Below are 18226 nucleotides of genomic sequence, written 5' to 3'. Positions count from 1 at the left end.
GCAGGTAAGAGCGACTTGGTATATAATGGTGCTGCTCAGGATCTGATAACTGCTGGTAGTACGACAACGGGAACAATGCAGTACTCGCTTGATGGTACCAATTATAGTACGCAGATTCCGCAGGGAACCAATGCTGGTAGTTACACTGTTTACTACAAGGTAAAGGGGGATGCCAATCACAATGACATTGCAGCCCAGAACTTCCGAGTAACGATAGCTAAAGCCTCGCTGTCTGTTTCGGTAGGTGATTACGAAATGACTGAAGGCGAAAGTGTTCCTCGCTTTACTATCAGATATGATGGTTTTGTGAATAATGAGACTGTAGCTGTATTAACTACAGTTCCTACTGCAAGTTGTGAGGCAACCTCAGAAAGCAAACCTGGTACTTACGCTATCACCATCAGTGGCGGTGCGGCAAAGAACTATTCATTCAGTTATTCTGCTGGCACGTTGACTATCAAGACAAAGAAAACCTTTGTGGATGATAATAGTGGCAGCGGTGAGGGCGAGGATGATAATTCTGCCGAATATACCATCAACGAGTCATCAGGCGGCGAAGGCGAAGAGAACACTGTGGCCATCACAAGTGATGAGGGCGTAAAGGGAGCTTTCTCAATCCCAGAAACCGTTGAGCATAATGGAACGTCATACAAGGTAACAGAGATTGGTGAGAGTGCCTTCGAGAACAACAAGGATCTTACGGATGTTACTATCCCAAGTTCCATCACAACCATTGGCGACAAATCCTTTAAGGGGTGCAGTAATCTAAAATCGATAACCGTTTATATAACGACACCTATCAGCTTGTCTGGTGCTGCTGCTCGTGGTATGATGACAAGGGCTGGAGATAGTTCGATATTTGATGGTGTGGATAAAGCTACATGTATACTCTATGTGCCAGAGGGCAGCGTGGAACTCTACAAAGCAGCGCCTGTTTGGTGTGAGTTCCAGAACATCCTTGCAATTGGCTCTACTGGCATTAAGAATATACTAATGACTGATGGCGAGGCGCATGACATCTACGACCTGCAAGGTCGCAAAGTCAAAGTGAAAGCTACTTCGTTTGAAGGTCTGCCACGAGGCGTATACATCGTGAATGGTAAGAAGATCGTTCTTAAATAAAAGCAAAAGGGGGCGAATTCGCCCCCTTTTGCATCTCGTTTCTATTATTTCATATACTCTCGCTTAAACCACATCTTGAAAACAGGGTCTTCGAGATATACACCATCTGCATCTGTTTCTATAAGCTCTTTATCGAGTAATGACTCTTTAATGCGTGAGATATTAGACTTGCTGCCCAAATTGTACTCCTCGAGTACTGCCTTACTACCAAAATCAGAATGTACTCCATTACAGATGGCACGTATAAAATTAATCTGATATGATGTCAGGCCTTGCAACTGCTCCAGAAACAACCCTGAACATTGGGTCATTAATGCTTCTACGCCAGTATTGAATTCCTGTTCTGTTGTTTCTTGATCAGTTTCTGCTAATATGTTCCAGGCTAATTGCTGAACGTAAGACGAGAGATTTTCTACCGTTTCGCAGATTCTTCTTGCCAATTCTTCAGAGATTTTTTTGCCTTGATATTCGAATCGAGACTGAATAAAAGGAACCCAGTCTTCGGTAGAAATCTTATCAAGGTACATCATTTCGCCAAATTGATAGAAAGGCATCTTGCGGTTTTGAAATAGTTTGGTCATCAGATGCTTTTTACTGCCAAACAGACAATATGATACGTTTTGCTGATGTTGCCAAACGCCTCGTATTCGTTTCTGAATTGTTAGCGAATCTGTGAATTCTCCTATTTGCTGAAACTCATCAATACACACTACTATATGTTTGCCCTGCTCTTTTGCTATCAACTCTGGCAGTTGTAGTATTTCTTCTGGTTGGTAATTCTGAGGAGTTATACCAAGCGAAAGCGAGATGTCGGACATAGGTTCTGGCGAAAATGAAATCTTAGGAGTAAGACGTACAAGGAATCGCTTGATATTCTCGATAATATGCTCTGATTTAGTAGCTGTTTCCTTCATTAGCACTGTGGCAAAGCGGTTATAGAAATCATACTCGCTTCGACAATCATAAATGTCCATGTAGACCACCTTGATCTCTGGATTAGTAATCTCCGACTTCACCTTTTTGACAATTGAACTCTTGCCCATTCTACGAGGAGAAATCAGAATTACATTAATACCATTCTCGAAGTTTAACTTCAAGCGCTTAGTTTCCTTTACTCTATCTGTAAAATTCTCGCCTTCAACCGAAATGCCATATACAAATGCTCTCTTCATAAGCCATTATCTTAAGTATTTGGGTGCAAATATAAACAAAAAAACAATGGTACACAAGTATGTGGACCACAAAGTTGTGTACCGTTATGTTTTTTTAGCTTTTACGTGCTATTTTGTGGTGACGCAGCGGAGGTTCTTTCCATCGGCGTCTCTGGGTCGAAACGATGGCTGTAGAACAGGTCGACATAGTCAAGATGCATGCGCTTGAGACTCTGGTCGAGCGATGCCATCCTTCCAAATAATTACAGCAAAAATGGTTCAGAAGTTTAGATGTTTAGATTTTTTGCTAAAAAGTTCGTTTATTTGCAGAATTGTTGTATCTTTGCAGGCAGTAATCGGTTCTCCGTTGAGGAGATTAATAGGGAATCGGGTGAGAATCCTGAACAGTCCCGCTGCTGTAAGTCGTCCTTTATGAGGCGCAAACATATATGTCACTGAGATTTTTGGGAAGACGTTTGTTGTCAGACGATAAGTCAGAATACCTGCCGATGAAGACTATAGCCGCATGCTGTACTCTGGGGATAGGCGGTGGTGGCGCAGATAAATGATGGGAAAGCGAAAGCTTACATTGGCAATGGCTTGCGTGTTGACGATGACAACGGCAGCACAAAGCAAGTTGGACTCCGTACAGCATGTACGGGAGATTATTGTTGTGTCGAAACCTGCCATGCGTGAGGTGGTGCCCAGTCAGAAGCTGAAAGGTGAACTGCTGGAGCAGCTGAACACGCACTCGGTGGCTGATGCGCTGCGCTATTTCTCTGGTATCCAACTGAAGGATTATGGTGGCGTGGGCGGCATCAAGACGGTAAACATCCGCTCGATGGGAACGCACCACTTAGGCATTAGCTACGATGGCGTGCAATTGGGAAATGCGCAGAACGGACAGATAGACCTGGGCCAGTTCTCATTAGACAATGTGGAGGATATCACGCTATACAACGGACAGAAGAGTGCTATCTTCCAGCCTGCCAGCGATTTTGGTAACGCTGGTGCCATCTATATCCGCACCAAGGCGCCTGATTTCACGAAAGGAGAAAAGACTCACCTGCGATTCAAGACCCAGTATGGTTCGAGCGATATGCTTAGACTGACTGGTCTGTGGGAGCAGCAGTTGTCGCAGACGGTCAGCTCGTCAGTAAGTGCTGGTTTCCTGACGGCGAGCGGAAAGTATAAGTTCCACTATGAGCGCAAGTATCCCAACGGACAGACAGCTTGGGACACCACGGCTGTGCGACAGAATGGCGATATACACGCTGAGCGTATCGAAGCAAACCTGTTTGGAAAACTGGAGCAGGGCAGTTGGCAGCTGAAGGGGTATCTGTATAACTCAGCCCGCGGTATTCCTGGTGCCATTGTGAACAATGTGTGGCGACGTGGTGAGCGCCAGCAGGACCTGAACACCTTCCTGCAGGCTGATTATAATAAGAATATAGGCGATGGATTCAGTACCCGTTGGCTGGCTAAGTATGCCTATTACAACACTCACTACGTGAATAACGACAAAACCCAGTTGCCTGTTGACAATCGCTACAAGCAGCAGGAGCTTTATCTTTCAACAGCCAATGTGCTGGAACTATTGCCCAACTGGAGTGCATCGCTGGCCTACGACTTCAAATGGAACAAGCTGAATGCCGATATCTATAACTTTGCTTTCCCCACGCGACTCTCCAATCTGGTGAGTTTAGCTACAGCCGTCGACTACAAGCACCTGAAGGCGCAGGGCTCTATCCTGGCCACTTTTATCCACGACAAGACCCATCGCAGGGGCGACTTTGTGGCGATGAATAGCAGTCGTTCGCTCTCGAAACTCACGCCAGCGCTGTTTGTGAATGTGTATCCATTCCGCGGCACCTTCTTCTCTATGCGAGCCTACGTGAAGAAGAGCTTCCGCATGCCTACCTTCAATGACCTGTACTATACCGATATGGGTAATGCCAACCTGGTGCCTGAGAGTGCCCTGCAGTATGATGCCGGTTTTGCCCTTAACAAGCACTTTGAGCACGGTATTGTTCGCCATGCAGAGATGCATTTCGATGCCTATTATAATACGATTCGTGATAAGATTGTGGCTTACCCCAAGGGGCAGCAGTTCCGTTGGACAATGCTGAACTTGGGCAAGGTGCATATCAAGGGCATCGACGTTGAGGCTGAGGCTGATTTCAAGATCGGCAAGGATCTGATAGCTACCACTCGCGCCCAGTACACCTATCAGGATGCGCGCGATGTAACTGATCCCGAAACCTCGTATTACAAGCATCAGATACCCTATATCCCCTGGCACTCGGGTTCGGCTATCGTGGGACTTACCTACAAGAACTGGAACGTGAACTACTCGTTTATCTATGCTGGTGAACGCTACGACGAGCAGGAGAACATACTCTATAACCACATGGAGCCCTGGTACACCAGCGACCTGAGTATCATCTACCGTTTCAACTATCAGAAAGCGCGTTGCAAGGCGCAGTTGGATGTGAATAACGTGCTGGGACAGGACTACGAGGTTATCGTAAACTACCCCATGCCTGGTCGTAACTATGCATTAACCCTTAGCGTTGAGATATAATAAAGGTAAAAAAGTAAAAAGGTAAAAAAGTAAAAAGGTAAAAAAGTAAAAAGGTAAGAAAGTAAATATGGCACAAGAAAGAATACATAGCTATACAATGAAGGTAAAAAGGCTTTTACCTTTATACCTTTTTACCTTTTTACTTTTAACGGCCTGTCGTCAGGACGTGATGATTGTGCCGATAGAGAAGACCGATACGGGTGGTAAGGCGCAGAAAGGCGATATAGTGGGCATGTATCTGCTCAACGAGGGTAATATGGGCATGAACAAGTCGACCCTCGACTATCTCGACCTGTCGGGCAGGGAACCAACGGTGAGCTATTACCGTAACATCTATTCTGAGCGTAACCCCAGTAGCGTACTGTCGCTGGGCGATGTGGGCAACGATTGTAAGATATACGGTTCGCGCCTTTGGCTCGTCATCAACTGTTCTCATAAGGTAGAGGTGGCTCGTGCCGATTCTGCCTTTAAAATCGGAAAGGTTGATATCCCTAACTGCCGCTATGTAACCTTCAAGGATCAGTATGCCTACGTATCATCGTATGTGGGTTCTGTGTATAGTGGTAGCAGCAGTCCGTTGGGTAGCGTGTATAAGGTAGATACGCTCACGTTGCAGAAGGTTGACTCCTGTACGGTTGGCTATCAGCCCGAGGAGATGGCGATTGTTGGCAATCTTCTCTATGTGGCCAATAGTGGTGGCTATCAGGGTATGACAGGCCAAGGCTATGAGAGTACGGTGAGCGTGATAGACCTGAAGACGATGAAGGAGACAGAAAAGATTGTGGTGGCTCCCAATCTGCATCACCTGAAAGCTGATAAATACAACCAGCTGTGGGTTACGGCTCGTGGCAACTATATGGATGAGGAATCGACTATCTGGTGGTTGGTACCCGACAGCGATGGAAGGATGACGGTAGGCGGGCATATTGACCAGCCTGTCAGCGACCTCTGTATCGTAGGCGATTCGCTCTATTTCTATGGCAGTCAGTGGAGTGAGGTGTCGATGAGCAATACCATTACTTATGGAATCATCGATGTGAGAAAGCATCAGATAGTGAGCACGAGCCTTTCGGCTGCGCCTGAAATCAGTAAGATCCGTATGCCGTATGGCATCATCGTCAACCCCATCCATCGCGATTTCTATCTGATGGATGCCAAGAACTATGTATCGAGTGGCGAACTGCTGCACTTCCTGCCCGATGGCACCTTCGACTGGAAAGTGAAGACTGGCGATATACCAGCCCACGCAGCATTTGTATTTAATAGTAAAAAGGTAAAAAAGTAAAAAATGGCAAGAATATTGAAACATATAATAAACAGCATAATGGATAAAGGGTGGTTAAAGGTTTTACCTTTTTACCTTTTTACCCTTTTACCCTTGCACGCCCAGCGCATGGACGACGTGGCTGTACACTCCAAATATATCAAGGCTGTAGATGAATATCGTCCAGCCCCAGGACAGTATGTGAACGATGTGCCAGAATACGAGGAGGGCGATACTGAGGCAGAAATGATTCTCAAGTGTAATGAAAACCTGGCAGGTCTTGGGCCCGTAGATTCTCATCTGGTGGCACTTGGTGGCTGGGGTGGTTATATCACCTTCCATTTCGACCACTCTATTGCCAATATCCCAGGCGAGCGCGACTTTGCCGTTTGGGGTAATGCCTATCAGGAAATGCAGAATCTGGTGTTTGGCGGTATGAACGAGGCTGGTGTCGTGATGGTATCGAAGGATGTGAATGGCAACGGCCTGCCTGATGACCCCTGGTATGAAATCAGTGGCAGTTGCGATGTGGATAGCGTGGGCAAGGTGATTTATGACTACGAGGTGACCTATCACCAGAACCCTATGGGCGATATCCCCTGGGATGACAATCAAGGCCACAGCGGCACCATCGATCGCAATCACTACCATACTCAAGAGTATTATCCCCAGTGGTTGCCTGATAACCTTACCTTTAAGGGGACCCGACTGCCTGATAATATGCTGAACCTGTCGGATCAGGTTGATAAAGGCTGGAGTCCATATTATTATGTACTGATAGGCTTCCGCTATGGCTATGCCGACAATCTGCCCAACTTTTCTGATAAAGCTGATGCCACCTCTTACAATTACGAGGGGTGCGGCATCGATATCTCGTGGGCTGTAGATGAGAACCGCCAGCCTGTGAATCTGGATTTCGTCGACTTTGTGCGTGTATATACAGGACTCAATCAGAAGTGTCCCCAGCCAGAATGGTGGGGCGAGACATCCACAGAGTTTGCTGGTGCAGAGGATATTCATCTCGATGCCTCGCTCGAGGCTATTAGAAATGCCCAGACGGGAATCCATGCCGTGGGTCAGGATGATTCGTCGAAGCTGTTCTACGACCTTCAGGGACGGAAAGTGACTCCTACGAAGAAAGGGGTGTATATTCAGAACAAGAAAAAGATAGTAATCAAATAACTTTTATTTTTTACTTAAAACAAAACAGTTATGAAAACAAACAAATTCTTTGGACTCGCAGTCCTCGTGTGCGGTTTCGCCTTGTCGTTCACTTCTTGTGATAACGAAGACAACCCCGTTAACAGTTTCAAGACTTATACGATCTCGTTCGAGAATCAGGCCTTGAATAATGATGGCTATTGGTGTGGTGACGAGAGTGGTGTTAAGTTCAGTAATTGGGGCGCTGATGCTTATGCATGTAATTACGTTGAGAGTGGCGTATCTTTCCCTGCTAATTATACTCCAGCATATCTCAGTTGGACAGGTTATGCTATCTCAAATCGTACTGCAACTACTTATGCGAATATGATTCCTGACCAGTTCAATAATACCACTGGTACTGCTCATTCTGGTAATAAATACTGTGTGGTTTATATCTTTGGTGAGACTATCGACCTGAACGGTGGAGAGCCTGTATGGGTAAATGGTTTCTGGTACACAAACGATGCTTGGACAGTTGATGCCATCCTGAATGGTGATGGTATGACTCCTGGTGCTTTCGATGCTACCGACTGGCTGAAGTGCACTGTTACTGGTACAAAAGCTGATGGTACGACAGCATCTGTTGACATCGATCTGGCTAAAGATGGTGAATATGTTAGTGAGTGGAAGTACTGCGACCTCAGTAGCCTGGGTAAGGTTAAAGACCTGAGCTTCACATTTGATGGCAGCAAAAAGAACAGCTATGGTCTGACCACTCCTTCATACATGTGTATCGATGACCTTCAGATTGTGAAGTAATCATGCTGATTAAGAATAAATGAAATACATCAAACTATTATTCCTGGCAGTATTGTTCTCTGCCTGCAAAGGTGTTCAGAAGACCGCTTCGATGCAGACAGAGGGCGATACTGTCGCTTTTAAGTATGCCACACAGATCAGCGTCGTCAAGTATGACGGCTATACGGTGGCTACGTTAAAGAATCCTTGGAAGGAAGGTATGACGTTGCATCGCTATGTGCTGATACCTGCTGATCAGGCGATTCCCAACCATATCCCTAATGGAACCATTATCCGAACACCATTGAAGCAAGCGGTGATGTTTACTACCGTTCATTGCGCCATGCTGATGGAGTTTGGTAAGCAGGATTGTATCTCGGGCGTTGCCGATCTGAAGTATATCAAGATACCTTGGATTCAGGAACAGGTGGCCAAAGGTCGCATTACCGATGTGGGCGATGGTATGAGTCCTGTGATAGAGAAGATTATTGATGAACGTCCTGATGCGCTCTTTCTGTCGCCTTTCGAGAATAGTGGTGGCTATGGTAAGCTTGAGGATATCAATATTCCTATTGTAGAATGTGCCGACTATATGGAGTCGTCGCCGTTGGCACGGGCTGAATGGCTGCGATTCTATGGTATGCTGTTTGGTTGCGAGCAGCAGGCAGATAGTTTGTTCCAAGCGGTCGATAAGCATTATCATCAACTGAAGCAGTTGGCTTCAAAGGCCAAAACCCAACCATCAGTGTTGATGGACAAGGTGACAGGTAGCGTTTGGTATGTACCAGGTGGCAAGAGTACGATAGGGCAGATGATTAAGGATGCCAATGGCCGTTATCCCTGGGCTGATGATGAGCATAGCGGTTCTATCTCATTACCTTTCGAAACAGTCTTGGAGCGTGCTGGTGAAACTGACGTGTGGCTTTTCAGATACAGTAGTGATCATGATATCACCTACGATGAACTACTTGGCGAACATCATGGCTACAATCAGTTCAGTGCGTTCAAACATCAAACGGCTTATGGGTGCGATGTGGAGCGTTCGCCTTTCTACGAAGAATCGCCCTTCCATCCAGAAAGACTGCTGAACGACTTTATAAGGATTTTCCATCCGGAAATCGAGGGACTTGCACCTTTGCGTTATTATGTAAAGGTTAGTCGCTGACCTCAGTCAGATGATCAAGATACGCTGTGATAGCCTCGACCAATAGGTCGTTCTCCTCAGGTGTCTGGGCTGTTACGCGGAAGTAGCTGTCGTCGAGTCCGCGGATATTCGACGCATCACGAATCAAGATGCCATGATTGTCGAGAAGCCATCGTTTCAGTTCCTGAGCTGTTCCTCTGGCGATACTCACTAACATAAAGTTGGTGTCGCTTTTCATGACCTTCAGATCGTCGAGGGCTTCCAGGTTCTGGTGCAGTCTGGCTGCCTCTCGCAAGTAGCCTTTCAGGTCGGGAATCATGTTAGTATCGTGTTGTATCAGATATTTGCCTGCCTCTATGGCCAGTGCATTGATAGCCCAAGGCTGACGAATCTGTTTCAGTCTGCCAATGATAATCGGTGACGCAACGATATAGCCTAATCTAAGGCCTGGTATGCAGTACTTCTTTGAGAGCGAATGGATCAGCATCAGGTTGAACACATCTGTCATCTCCTTAGGATCCAGTGTGTTAGCCAAGGTGTAGTCGGCATACGACTGATCAATCACATACAGATAGCGTGGATGCTTCCTGACAATATGATTGAGCATGCCCTTTACCAGCACATTGCCTGTAGGATTGTTAGGATTACATATCCAATAGATACGGTCCTTAGGCAATACGTCCATCTCATCTTTCACATCGTATGAGATGATATGGTTGAACATGCGGCAGGCATCCTCGTACTCACTAAAGGTGGGATGGGGGATGATGGATGCCCAACCTCGATAAAGCTGTGCTATCAGATAGACTGCCTCGTTGGCGCCACTTGTCACCATGACGGTATTCTCTTTTACGCCCAGCTTCTCGGCAATCATGTGTTCTAACGTATGAGCATCAGGCTCTGGATAATGGGCCACCACATCGAAATGCTGCATCAGGTGCTCTTTCAGCTCTGTGTAGTCAGCCTGACTGTACACATTCGAACTGAAGTTAATCTTCACCTTATCACCATAGCGGTATATGTCATCACCGTGCCCGTATATCATAAACTTAATAGATTAAATCATTTTTGTTACTTTGATTGCCATTGTTTCAGGTTCGAAAACTATGCCGTCTCGTTCTATAAACCTACTCAGTGCGCCTTGTTCTGCCAGCATCTGAGGTGCCCCGATGGCCATTTCCTCGTTGCTGGTCATCAGCCAGATGGTATCAGCCATTTGTAGGGCCAGCTCCACATCGTGGGTTGAAAGGAAGATGACCTTCCCAGCCTCTCTGCTGATGCGGCTTAGCAGTTGCAGAACCTCTACTTTACTGGGATAGTCGAGAAAGGCTGTTGGTTCATCCAAATAGATGACTGGCGTTTGTTGTGCCAGTGCTTTGGCTATCATGGCTTTTTGTCGTTCGCCGTCGCTCAGCGTGTGAACCTTACGTTTACTAAGTGTCTCAATGCCCACCATCGCAATGGCTTCGTCAACCACCTGTAGGTCGTCTTTCGAATAGGTGCCCCAGAATCCGGTATAGGGCGATCGGCCTAAGCTGACCAGCTCGCGAACGGTCATGTTCCTCACGTCTGGTTTCTCTGTCAGCACCACACCTATCAGCCGGCTCAATTCCTTATCGCTGTAGCTCGATAGTTCGCGCCCTTCCAGCAGAATCTCGCCATCTGTCTGTGGCTGAAACGAAGAGAGGGTTCGTAAAAGTGTCGATTTTCCTACACCATTGGCGCCCAGCAGACAGGTCAATTCACCACTTTTGATGGTGCCATTGATGTTTGTAGCCACCGTTTTGATTCCGTGTTTCGTCTGGTAGCCAATGCTTAGATTGTGTAGTTGTATCGTTTCGCCCTTTATCTTCACGCTGCAAAGGTAATAAAAAGTTTGAAATGTTGAATAAAAAACGCAAACTTTTTTCTGTTATTGAGTTTTTCTTATGACAAAAGGTGTGTGATCAGTATTTTTATACCAATTCCAATGAGTATGCTACCGCCTAATAACTCTGGCTTCAGCTTTCGGGCTATCGATTTGCCGAACTTTACACCAAGCTGATAGCCGAATAGGCTGAACAAGAATGACACAAGACCGATAACGTATAAAGGACTGATAATCTGGGTAACGGCATTATAGCCTGTGCAAGCAAAGGAAATGCCGATGGCAAGTGCATCAATGCTTGTGGCTACGGCTAACAGCAGTTGGGTTTTCAGGTTCTGGGGGTTAAACTGCTTTTCTTCTTCATGGCCAAACGACTCACGAATCATTTTTCCGCCGATAAAGGCCAGTAAGCCAAAAGCTATCCAGTGGTCTATTGCCTCCAGTTGCTCGCTGAAGTGATTAGTGCCTAACCAGCCAATTAAGGGCATCATGGCCTGGAATAATCCAAAAAGGAAAGCCATGCGGAGAATCATTGCCCATAGCCAGCGGCGCACAATCACCCCGCTTACGATAGAAACCGTAAAGCAGTCCATAGCCAGTGCAACGGCTAACAACCAGATATCAAACGAGTTCATGATGTACTTATTTTGCTCTTTCTTACACTTTGGGCTGCAAAATAACAACTTTTTTTTGAGATAACCAAATTTTTTCTTACCTTTGCGCTCTGATAATCTCTAACAACTAAATTCGTAATCCTAACAATGAAAAAGATTCTTTTCTTAGGTTTTCTTTTGGTCACAGCCTTTTCTGCAAGGGCTGAACAGGTAGTTATCCAGACCAAAAACACCACGATGGTGCTGAACGTTGAGGGCGATAAGCAACCTCAGTATGTGTATTATGGTCATAAACTGAGCACCTTTGATCTGCAGAACCTGCAGATGCCTCGCAATGGTCGTATGGATGCTTATCCGGCTTATGGCATGAACTGTCCAGCTGAGGCTGCTATCGCCATGACGCACAGCGATGGCAATCTGTCGACAGAGCTCTTTGTCGACCATCTTGACAAGATTGAGGCTGATGCTCAGGGCAATCAGGAGTTCCGTATTCATCTGGTAGACCATGTGTATCCCGTTTCTGTCGACCTTTGTTTCAAGTCCTATTTTAACGAGGATATCATTGAGACCTGGTCTGAGATCAGGAACAACGAGAAGAAACCAGTTACGCTGACCCAGTTTGCCTCATGCGCTCTGCCCATTCGTCGTGGCAATGTATGGCTCTCGCACTTCTATGGTTCATGGGCCAACGAGGCTCGATTGGTGGAAGAGCCAATCCTGCCAGGTGAGAAGGTTATCAAGAATAAGGATGGTTCGCGCAACTCGCATACAGACCATGCCGAGGTGATGTTCTCGCTCGACGGTAAGGCTCAGGAGAATCGTGGCGACGTGATTGGCGCAGCACTCTGTTACTCTGGTAATTATCAATTGAAGGTAGAGACTGATGATACAGAATACCACTATTTCTTTGCAGGTATCAATCCTGATAACTCGGCATATCATCTTAAGAAAGGTGAGCTCTTCACTACGCCTAAGGTAGCGTTCAGCTTCTCTAAATGCGGTTTGTCAGGCGTATCGCGTAACTTCCACAAGTGGGGACGCAAGTATATGCTGGCTCATGGCGACAAGGAGCGTAAGATATTGCTCAACTCCTGGGAGGGTGTATATTTCGACATCAATCAGCAGGGTATGGACCAGATGATGGGCGACATTGCCTCGATGGGTGGCGAACTCTTTGTGATGGATGATGGATGGTTTGGCGATAAGTACCCACGTAAGACTGATAACTGTGCGCTTGGCGACTGGGTGGTAGATAAGAACAAATTGCCAGAGGGTATCGAGGGATTGCTTCGCGATGCCAGGAAGCACGGCATTAAGTTCGGTATCTGGATTGAGCCAGAGATGACCAATTCTGTATCAGAACTGTACGACGCGCATCCGGATTGGATTATCAAGGCCCCCAAGCGAGCTCCTGTTCAGGGACGTGGCGGTACTCAGCTGATACTGGATATGGGCAATCCTAAAGTGCAGGACTTTGTGTTCTCGATTGTCGACAATCTGATGACCAAGTATCCAGAGATAGATTATATCAAGTGGGATGCCAATATGCCGATTCTGAATCATGGCTCACAGTATCTGACGATGAACGATCAGAGTCATCTCTATATAGAGTATCACCGTGGTTTTGAGAAGGTTTGCCAGCGTGTACGTGCCAAGTATCCTGACCTGACTATCCAGGCTTGTGCTTCTGGTGGTGGACGTGCCAACTGGGGTGTGCTGCCTTACTTCGATGAGTTCTGGGTGAGCGATAATACCGATGCCCTGCAGCGTATCTATATGCAGTGGGGAACCAGCTATTTCTTCCCTGCTATCGCGATGGCTTCGCACATCTCGGCTACACCTAACCATACTGTATTCCGTACCACAGCCATGAAGTATCGTATCGATGTGGCTATGAGTGGGCGCTTAGGAATGGAAATCCAGCCAAAGAACATGACTGATGATGAGAAGGAACTCTGTCGGAAGGCTATTGCTGAATATAAGCAGATACGCCCAATCGTACAGTTTGGCGATATCTATCGTCTGGTTTCGCCTTATGATAAGGTGGGACTTGCTTCGTTAATGTACGTCAACGAGCAAAAGTCGAAGAGTGTGTTCTTCTGGTGGAAGACAGAGTCGTTCCAGAACGAGCATCTGCCTCGTGTAAAAATGGCTGGTCTCGATGCATCGAAGAACTATAAGATTCACGAGTTGAACCGTATCGACTTGAAGCCTCTTGATGTAGAGGGTAAAGTGTTCAGCGGTGCCTACTTGATGAATCACGGACTTGAGATGCCTTATCGCAACGAGCCCGAGTGGTCGAAGAAAAACGATTGGAGCAGTCGCGTATTACTGCTCGAAGCACAATAACGGATTGTTTACAAACTTAGAACAAAGGTGACATGGCAGCCTGGTAGATTCTTTTCTGCAAGGTCGAGCATGCCACCTTGTTTTATCATGATGCGGCGGCTCAATGATAGGCCTATACCGCTGCCAGTGCGCTTGGTAGTAAAGAATGGTACGAACAACGACTGACGATTCTCGGCAGGAATGGGTAGTCCGTCGTTGCCGATGAAAAGGGTGCTGGCTGATGGTTCTTGCTCTACAATCATTTTTGTAGCTTCGGCCTCGATGGCGTTTTTCGCAAGATTCATCAGTACTTGGCGCAACATTCCCTTGTCGGCAGTAACGGTGGTGTCTGCAGGCACGTCGATGGTCCAGTCCAATTGCTGGTAGGTCTTGCTCAGGTCGTCAATCATCGAGCGGAGATTGAAAGCAGCTAATACTGGTTTCTCGAGTTCCGACATCTTGCGATAGTTCACCACGAAATCGCTGAGATGGCGCGAGGTGTCATGGATGGCCTTGATACCATCCTCTAATGGCGTGTTCTTAACATCGGGACGACTTAGTAACGACTGGCTGATGCTGGTGATGGGCGCAGTAGCGTTCATCATCTCGTGGGTCAGCACACGAGTGAGTCGCTCCCACGATTCTACCTCATTCTTGTTGATCTGTTGGCGGATGTTCTCGCCCAACTGGTTGAGTGCTTCCTGCATGGCACGTTCGCCAGGCAGCAGATTGTTGGTGGGCAGACGGAACGAGAAGTCTTGATTGCGAATGGCTTCCTGCATCAGGTGGGCACGCAAACGGAGTCTGTGCTGATGGTGAACGATACCACTTACCAGCACTACCAATACGATGCAGAATATGATGAGAAGCCACGTCATAGGCGTTTCATCTTGTTGTAGAGTGTCTGACGAGTGATGCCAAGCAGTTGGGCTGCTTGGGTGAGATTACCGTGACAGTGGTCGATAGTGCGGCGGATATGCTCCTGTTCCACTTCGTCGAGACTGACGATTTCGTTCTGCATATCCAGCACATCCTTCAGTTTGCGCAGTAGCTCGTCGTTATCCCAGGGCTTGGTGATAAAGTCGGCAGCGCCATTCTTCAGTCCCTTCACGGCCAGATTGATATCTGCATAGGCAGTGAGCAGAATGACAGGTGTCTGCGGATGCTGCTTGCGAACAGCACGCAGCCAGAACAGTCCCTCATTACCATTGTTTACGCCAAGGGTATAGTTCATGTCGAGCACTACGATGTCGATGGTCTGTTGGGCCATCGTTTTCAGGATGTCATCTGGGTTTGTTAAGGTCAGCACTTGTTCAAAGGTGCTGTCAAGCAGATAACGCATAGCGGTAAGGATGGCCGCGTTATCATCAACGATTAATATAGTTCCGTATTTATTCATAATGATGATTTTTGTGTGCAAAGATACGAATAAGTGAGCAAAAAGCCAAATTTTATTTGAGCTTTTTCGGACGAAAGTATCTTCGGCGAAGCCAAAGTAATACTTTCTGTCTAAAAGTCATACAAATGGGTGTATAAATTTTAGACAATCAGCCTTTGGAGCCCTATTTTTGCTTGGCTCGTAATATTTATTACCCTATCTTTGCACCAGAAAAATTTAATGATAACGCTATATGAAAAGGTTTTTATTATTCTGTACCTCAGCATCTCTGTGTTTCAGCACCAGTCTGGCGCAGAGCTTCAACATGCAGCAATGCATGCAGTATGCGGTGCAGCATAACCACGAGGTGAAGCAGGCCGAGCTGGAACTCGACAACTATAAGGCATCGAAGACGGGTGCTATCGGTAAATTCCTGCCTTCTGTGGATGCTGGCATCGGTGCCCAGTATAACTTTGGTCGTGCCATCGATCCTGAGACCAACGGCTATACCGATGTGAGTACCTTTTATAATGGCTATCAGCTCTCGGCATCGTTGCCAGTATTCGACGGATTCAGTCGTCTGCATGCTCTCAAGGCCGCCAAAGCCAGCGAGCTGATGGGACGCGCCAGTCTGCGCCAGCGTCAGGATCAGACTGCCCTTGACGTACTGCAGGCCTATACCAGCGTGGCTTATTACGATGGATTAGTAAAAATGGCCGCGGAGAAAGTTGAAGAGACGTTGTTGTTGCTCAAGCAGGTAAAAGTGCTTGAAGAGGTGGGGCGAAAGAGTGCTGCTGATGTGGCTCAGGTGGAATCGCAACAGGCTGAGGCCGATTACGAACTGACACGCCAGCAGAACCTTTATGCCTCGGCTATATTGGAACTGAAAAAGGCCATGAACTATCCTTTGAGCGATAGTCTGAGCCTGGAATATATTCCCAACGTGGGAATGTTTGGTTCCCAGTGTGGGAACAATTCATTCCCAACGTGGGAACAAAATCTGGATAACGAGCGCCATCCAGAACTGCAGGTGGCTCGTTATCGCATGCAGACATCGAAACATGAGTGGCATCAGGCTCGCGCTTCTCTTTATCCATCACTCTCTCTGAGTGCGGGCCTGAGCACCACTTACTACAAAACGCTGCATAACGATGCTGCAGAGACTTTCCGCAACCAGCTGAAGAACAATATGGGTGAGTATCTTGGTGTATCAGTCAGCATTCCGCTCTTCAACCGTTTGCAGACCCTTACCAGCATTCGCAAGGCCAAGAACAACTACAAGATTGCCCAGGAGGCTTACGACCAGAAGCAGTTGGAACTGACCAAACTGAGCAGTGAGGCTTGGAACGACTGGCAGGGCTATCAGAAGCAGACAATACAGATGGAGAAGAAGGTGCAGGCCGACTCGCTGAGTTATCAGCTTATCCGTCGACAGTTCGAAGAGGGTCTTGCAACAGCCATCGATCTGCACACCACATCGGCACAGCTGCTCAACTCAAAAGCCACCCTGCTGCAATGTCAGCTCATGGCTATGGTAAAGGAACAATTAGTAAGATATTATAAAGGAGAAACAATATGGACAGAGTAATCGAAAAAACTAAGAGTCAGCAACTGAAGAAGTATTGGCCATACGCCGCAGGCGGCAGCTTGTTGTTAGTCATGCTGATTTGGCTGATATTCGGTAACCACGCCTCGACGCTCAAGGTGAGCAAGGACGAGATGACCATCAGCGAAGCACAGCGTGCCGAGTTTAAGGACTATGTACGTACCAACGGACAGGTGCTGCCCATCCAGATAGTACAGATTTCGCCCGAAGAAGGTGGTATCGTGATGGAGAAGGTGGTTGAAGAAGGTACGATGGTGCATAAGGGCGATGTGATTGTGCGTCTGAGCAACTCGAACCTCGACCTGCAGATCCTGAATGCCGAGGCTGAACTGGCCGAGAAGCAGAACCTGCTGCGTAACACCCAGGTGGCTATGCAACAGGACCGCCTGAACAACCAGACCGAGCAGGCTCAGTTGGATATGGACACCCATCGCAAACAGCGTACCTATGATCAGAACAAGCGTCTGTATGCCGAGAAGCTGATCAGCAAGGAGGATTACATCAAGTCGCAGGAGGATTACCAGCTCTCAGCCAAGAAGCGCTCGCTCATTACCAAGCGTCTGAAACAGGACTCTATCTATCGTACCGTACAGATGGACCAGATGGAGGACAATCTGCAGAACATGCGTAAGAACGTGGTGCTGGTGCGCCAGCGTAAGGATAAGCTCGAGATACGTTCGGCTATCGATGGCGAACTGGGACTTTTGGATGTGGAGTTAGGACAGAGCATTCAGCCTGGACAGAAGATCGGTCAGTTGAACGACCTCTCGGATTATAAGGTACAGGCCAGCATCGACGAGCATTATATCGACCGCGTTCGTCCAGGTCTTACAGCTACCTTTACCCGTGGCGACAAGCAGTACCAGCTACAGGTGCGTAAGGTTTATCCCGAGGTGCGCGATGGTAAGTTCCGCTGCGATTTCATCTTCAAAGGTGCGCGTCCGGAGAACATCCGTTCAGGTCAGACCTATTATATCGACCTCGAACTGGGTCAGCCCGAGCAGGCCATCATTATTCCTCGTGGTACCTTCTTCCAGACCACAGGAGGCCAGTGGATATTTGTTCTCGACAAGAGCGGCTCGAAGGCCTATCGCCGTAACATCCGTGTAGGTCGCCAGAACCCTCAGTACTACGAGATTCTCGAAGGATTGGAGCCAGGCGAGCGCGTGGTTACCAGTGGTTACGAAGCATTTAAGGATAATGAAGTGTTGGTGATTAAGTAAAGCG

14 protein-coding genes, 2 pseudogenes and 1 riboswitch are annotated in these 18226 nt (G+C 47.3%); of the genes and pseudogenes, 9 read left to right on the top strand and 7 right to left on the bottom strand.

Features of this window, described 5'->3' with window-relative positions; translation table 11 throughout:
• A partial coding sequence (locus T491_RS17195) for an MBG domain-containing protein (RefSeq protein WP_197018872.1) occupies nucleotides 1-1122 on the top strand: 1122 nt, incomplete at its 5' end.
• 44 nt (nucleotides 1123-1166) lie between these two features.
• Here the strand turns inward: T491_RS17195 and T491_RS0112195 are convergent.
• Together T491_RS0112195 and T491_RS17480 are read right to left on the bottom strand one after the other, a co-directional pair.
• Nucleotides 1167-2294, bottom strand: coding sequence for an ATP-binding protein (locus T491_RS0112195; protein ID WP_028904139.1), 1128 nt, complete (start codon nucleotides 2292-2294; stop codon nucleotides 1167-1169).
• Between the two features lie 122 nt (nucleotides 2295-2416).
• Nucleotides 2417-2524, bottom strand: a pseudogene (locus T491_RS17480) (aldo/keto reductase); the annotation flags it as partial.
• Between the two features lie 89 nt (nucleotides 2525-2613).
• Nucleotides 2614-2799: riboswitch (cobalamin riboswitch) on the top strand.
• Between the two features lie 39 nt (nucleotides 2800-2838).
• Here T491_RS17480 and T491_RS0112190 point away from each other — a divergent pair.
• The 5 genes from T491_RS0112190 to T491_RS0112170 all read left to right on the top strand — a co-directional run bounded on the left by T491_RS0112190 (nucleotide 2839) and on the right by T491_RS0112170 (nucleotide 9227).
• A complete protein-coding gene (locus T491_RS0112190) occupies nucleotides 2839-4857 on the top strand; it encodes a TonB-dependent receptor plug domain-containing protein (RefSeq protein ID WP_036916069.1) in 2019 nt (672 codons plus the stop codon).
• A gap of 67 nt (nucleotides 4858-4924) precedes the next feature.
• A complete protein-coding gene (locus T491_RS0112185) occupies nucleotides 4925-6142 on the top strand; it encodes a YncE family protein (RefSeq protein ID WP_231480249.1) in 1218 nt (405 codons plus the stop codon).
• A 108-nt stretch (nucleotides 6143-6250) separates the two neighbouring features.
• The gene (locus T491_RS0112180) at nucleotides 6251-7303 is read left to right on the top strand and encodes a hypothetical protein (protein ID WP_231480248.1); all 1053 of its coding nucleotides are present in this window, start codon (nucleotides 6251-6253) and stop codon (nucleotides 7301-7303) included.
• Between the two features lie 30 nt (nucleotides 7304-7333).
• Nucleotides 7334-8083 carry a DUF4465 domain-containing protein gene (locus tag T491_RS16510; protein ID WP_051523148.1) on the top strand — a complete coding sequence of 250 codons (750 nt, stop codon included), beginning with the start codon at nucleotides 7334-7336 and terminating at the stop codon, nucleotides 8081-8083.
• 19 nt (nucleotides 8084-8102) lie between these two features.
• Nucleotides 8103-9227 carry an ABC transporter substrate-binding protein gene (locus T491_RS0112170; RefSeq protein ID WP_028904135.1) on the top strand — a complete coding sequence of 375 codons (1125 nt, stop codon included), beginning with the start codon at nucleotides 8103-8105 and terminating at the stop codon, nucleotides 9225-9227.
• Here the strand turns inward: T491_RS0112170 and T491_RS0112165 are convergent.
• From T491_RS0112165 to T491_RS0112155, 3 genes and pseudogenes are all read right to left on the bottom strand, one after another.
• The gene (locus tag T491_RS0112165) at nucleotides 9217-10251 is read right to left on the bottom strand and encodes an aminotransferase class I/II-fold pyridoxal phosphate-dependent enzyme (protein ID WP_028904134.1); all 1035 of its coding nucleotides are present in this window, start codon (nucleotides 10249-10251) and stop codon (nucleotides 9217-9219) included. The genes T491_RS0112170 and T491_RS0112165 overlap by 11 nt on opposite strands.
• A 27-nt stretch (nucleotides 10252-10278) precedes the next feature.
• Nucleotides 10279-11055 (bottom strand): annotated as a pseudogene (locus tag T491_RS16505) (ABC transporter ATP-binding protein); the annotation flags it as partial.
• A gap of 77 nt (nucleotides 11056-11132) precedes the next feature.
• The gene (locus T491_RS0112155; protein ID WP_028904133.1) at nucleotides 11133-11708 is read right to left on the bottom strand and encodes a manganese efflux pump MntP family protein; all 576 of its coding nucleotides are present in this window, start codon (nucleotides 11706-11708) and stop codon (nucleotides 11133-11135) included.
• Between the two features lie 126 nt (nucleotides 11709-11834).
• Between T491_RS0112155 and T491_RS0112150 the strand changes: the two genes are divergently transcribed.
• Nucleotides 11835-14036, top strand: coding sequence for an alpha-galactosidase (locus T491_RS0112150; protein ID WP_028904132.1), 2202 nt, complete (start codon nucleotides 11835-11837; stop codon nucleotides 14034-14036).
• A gap of 8 nt (nucleotides 14037-14044) precedes the next feature.
• On the opposite strand, the gene T491_RS0112145 is transcribed toward T491_RS0112150, so the two are convergent.
• Entirely contained in the window at nucleotides 14045-14893 is an 849-nt protein-coding gene (locus T491_RS0112145) for a PAS domain-containing sensor histidine kinase (RefSeq protein WP_036916066.1), read from the bottom strand.
• Complete coding sequence (locus tag T491_RS0112140) at nucleotides 14890-15414, bottom strand: response regulator transcription factor (protein WP_028904130.1); 525 nt, start codon at nucleotides 15412-15414, stop codon at nucleotides 14890-14892. Before T491_RS0112140 ends, T491_RS0112145 begins: the two co-directional genes overlap by 4 nt.
• Nucleotides 15415-15646: 232 nt before the next feature.
• Between T491_RS0112140 and T491_RS0112135 the strand changes: the two genes are divergently transcribed.
• The gene (locus T491_RS0112135; RefSeq protein ID WP_028904129.1) at nucleotides 15647-16981 is read left to right on the top strand and encodes a TolC family protein; all 1335 of its coding nucleotides are present in this window, start codon (nucleotides 15647-15649) and stop codon (nucleotides 16979-16981) included.
• On the top strand, nucleotides 16969-18222 hold the full coding sequence (locus T491_RS0112130) for an efflux RND transporter periplasmic adaptor subunit (RefSeq protein ID WP_028904128.1): 1254 nt from the start codon (nucleotides 16969-16971) through the stop codon (nucleotides 18220-18222). The genes T491_RS0112135 and T491_RS0112130 overlap by 13 nt, the downstream gene beginning before the upstream one ends.
• The last annotated feature ends 4 nt before the right edge of the window (nucleotides 18223-18226 follow it).

The sequence above is a fragment of the Prevotella sp. P6B4 genome, from assembly GCF_000619985.1.
Lineage (GTDB): Bacteria > Bacteroidota > Bacteroidia > Bacteroidales > Bacteroidaceae > Prevotella.
This window is presented reverse-complemented; position numbering and strand designations above follow the sequence as displayed.

Coding starts and splice junctions, on each gene's coding strand:
- T491_RS16510 (WP_051523148.1), top strand. CDS start 7,334: ATGAAAACAAACAAATTCTTTGGACTCGCAGTCCTCGTGTGCGGTTTC.
- T491_RS0112140 (WP_028904130.1), bottom strand. CDS start 15,414: ATGAATAAATACGGAACTATATTAATCGTTGATGATAACGCGGCCATC.
- T491_RS0112155 (WP_028904133.1), bottom strand. CDS start 11,708: ATGAACTCGTTTGATATCTGGTTGTTAGCCGTTGCACTGGCTATGGAC.
- T491_RS0112145 (WP_036916066.1), bottom strand. CDS start 14,893: ATGACGTGGCTTCTCATCATATTCTGCATCGTATTGGTAGTGCTGGTA.
- T491_RS0112180 (WP_231480248.1), top strand. CDS start 6,251: ATGGACGACGTGGCTGTACACTCCAAATATATCAAGGCTGTAGATGAA.
- T491_RS0112190 (WP_036916069.1), top strand. CDS start 2,839: ATGATGGGAAAGCGAAAGCTTACATTGGCAATGGCTTGCGTGTTGACG.
- T491_RS0112195 (WP_028904139.1), bottom strand. CDS start 2,294: ATGAAGAGAGCATTTGTATATGGCATTTCGGTTGAAGGCGAGAATTTT.
- T491_RS0112170 (WP_028904135.1), top strand. CDS start 8,103: ATGAAATACATCAAACTATTATTCCTGGCAGTATTGTTCTCTGCCTGC.
- T491_RS0112135 (WP_028904129.1), top strand. CDS start 15,647: ATGAAAAGGTTTTTATTATTCTGTACCTCAGCATCTCTGTGTTTCAGC.
- T491_RS0112150 (WP_028904132.1), top strand. CDS start 11,835: ATGAAAAAGATTCTTTTCTTAGGTTTTCTTTTGGTCACAGCCTTTTCT.
- T491_RS0112185 (WP_231480249.1), top strand. CDS start 4,925: ATGGCACAAGAAAGAATACATAGCTATACAATGAAGGTAAAAAGGCTT.
- T491_RS0112165 (WP_028904134.1), bottom strand. CDS start 10,251: ATGATATACGGGCACGGTGATGACATATACCGCTATGGTGATAAGGTG.
- T491_RS0112130 (WP_028904128.1), top strand. CDS start 16,969: ATGGACAGAGTAATCGAAAAAACTAAGAGTCAGCAACTGAAGAAGTAT.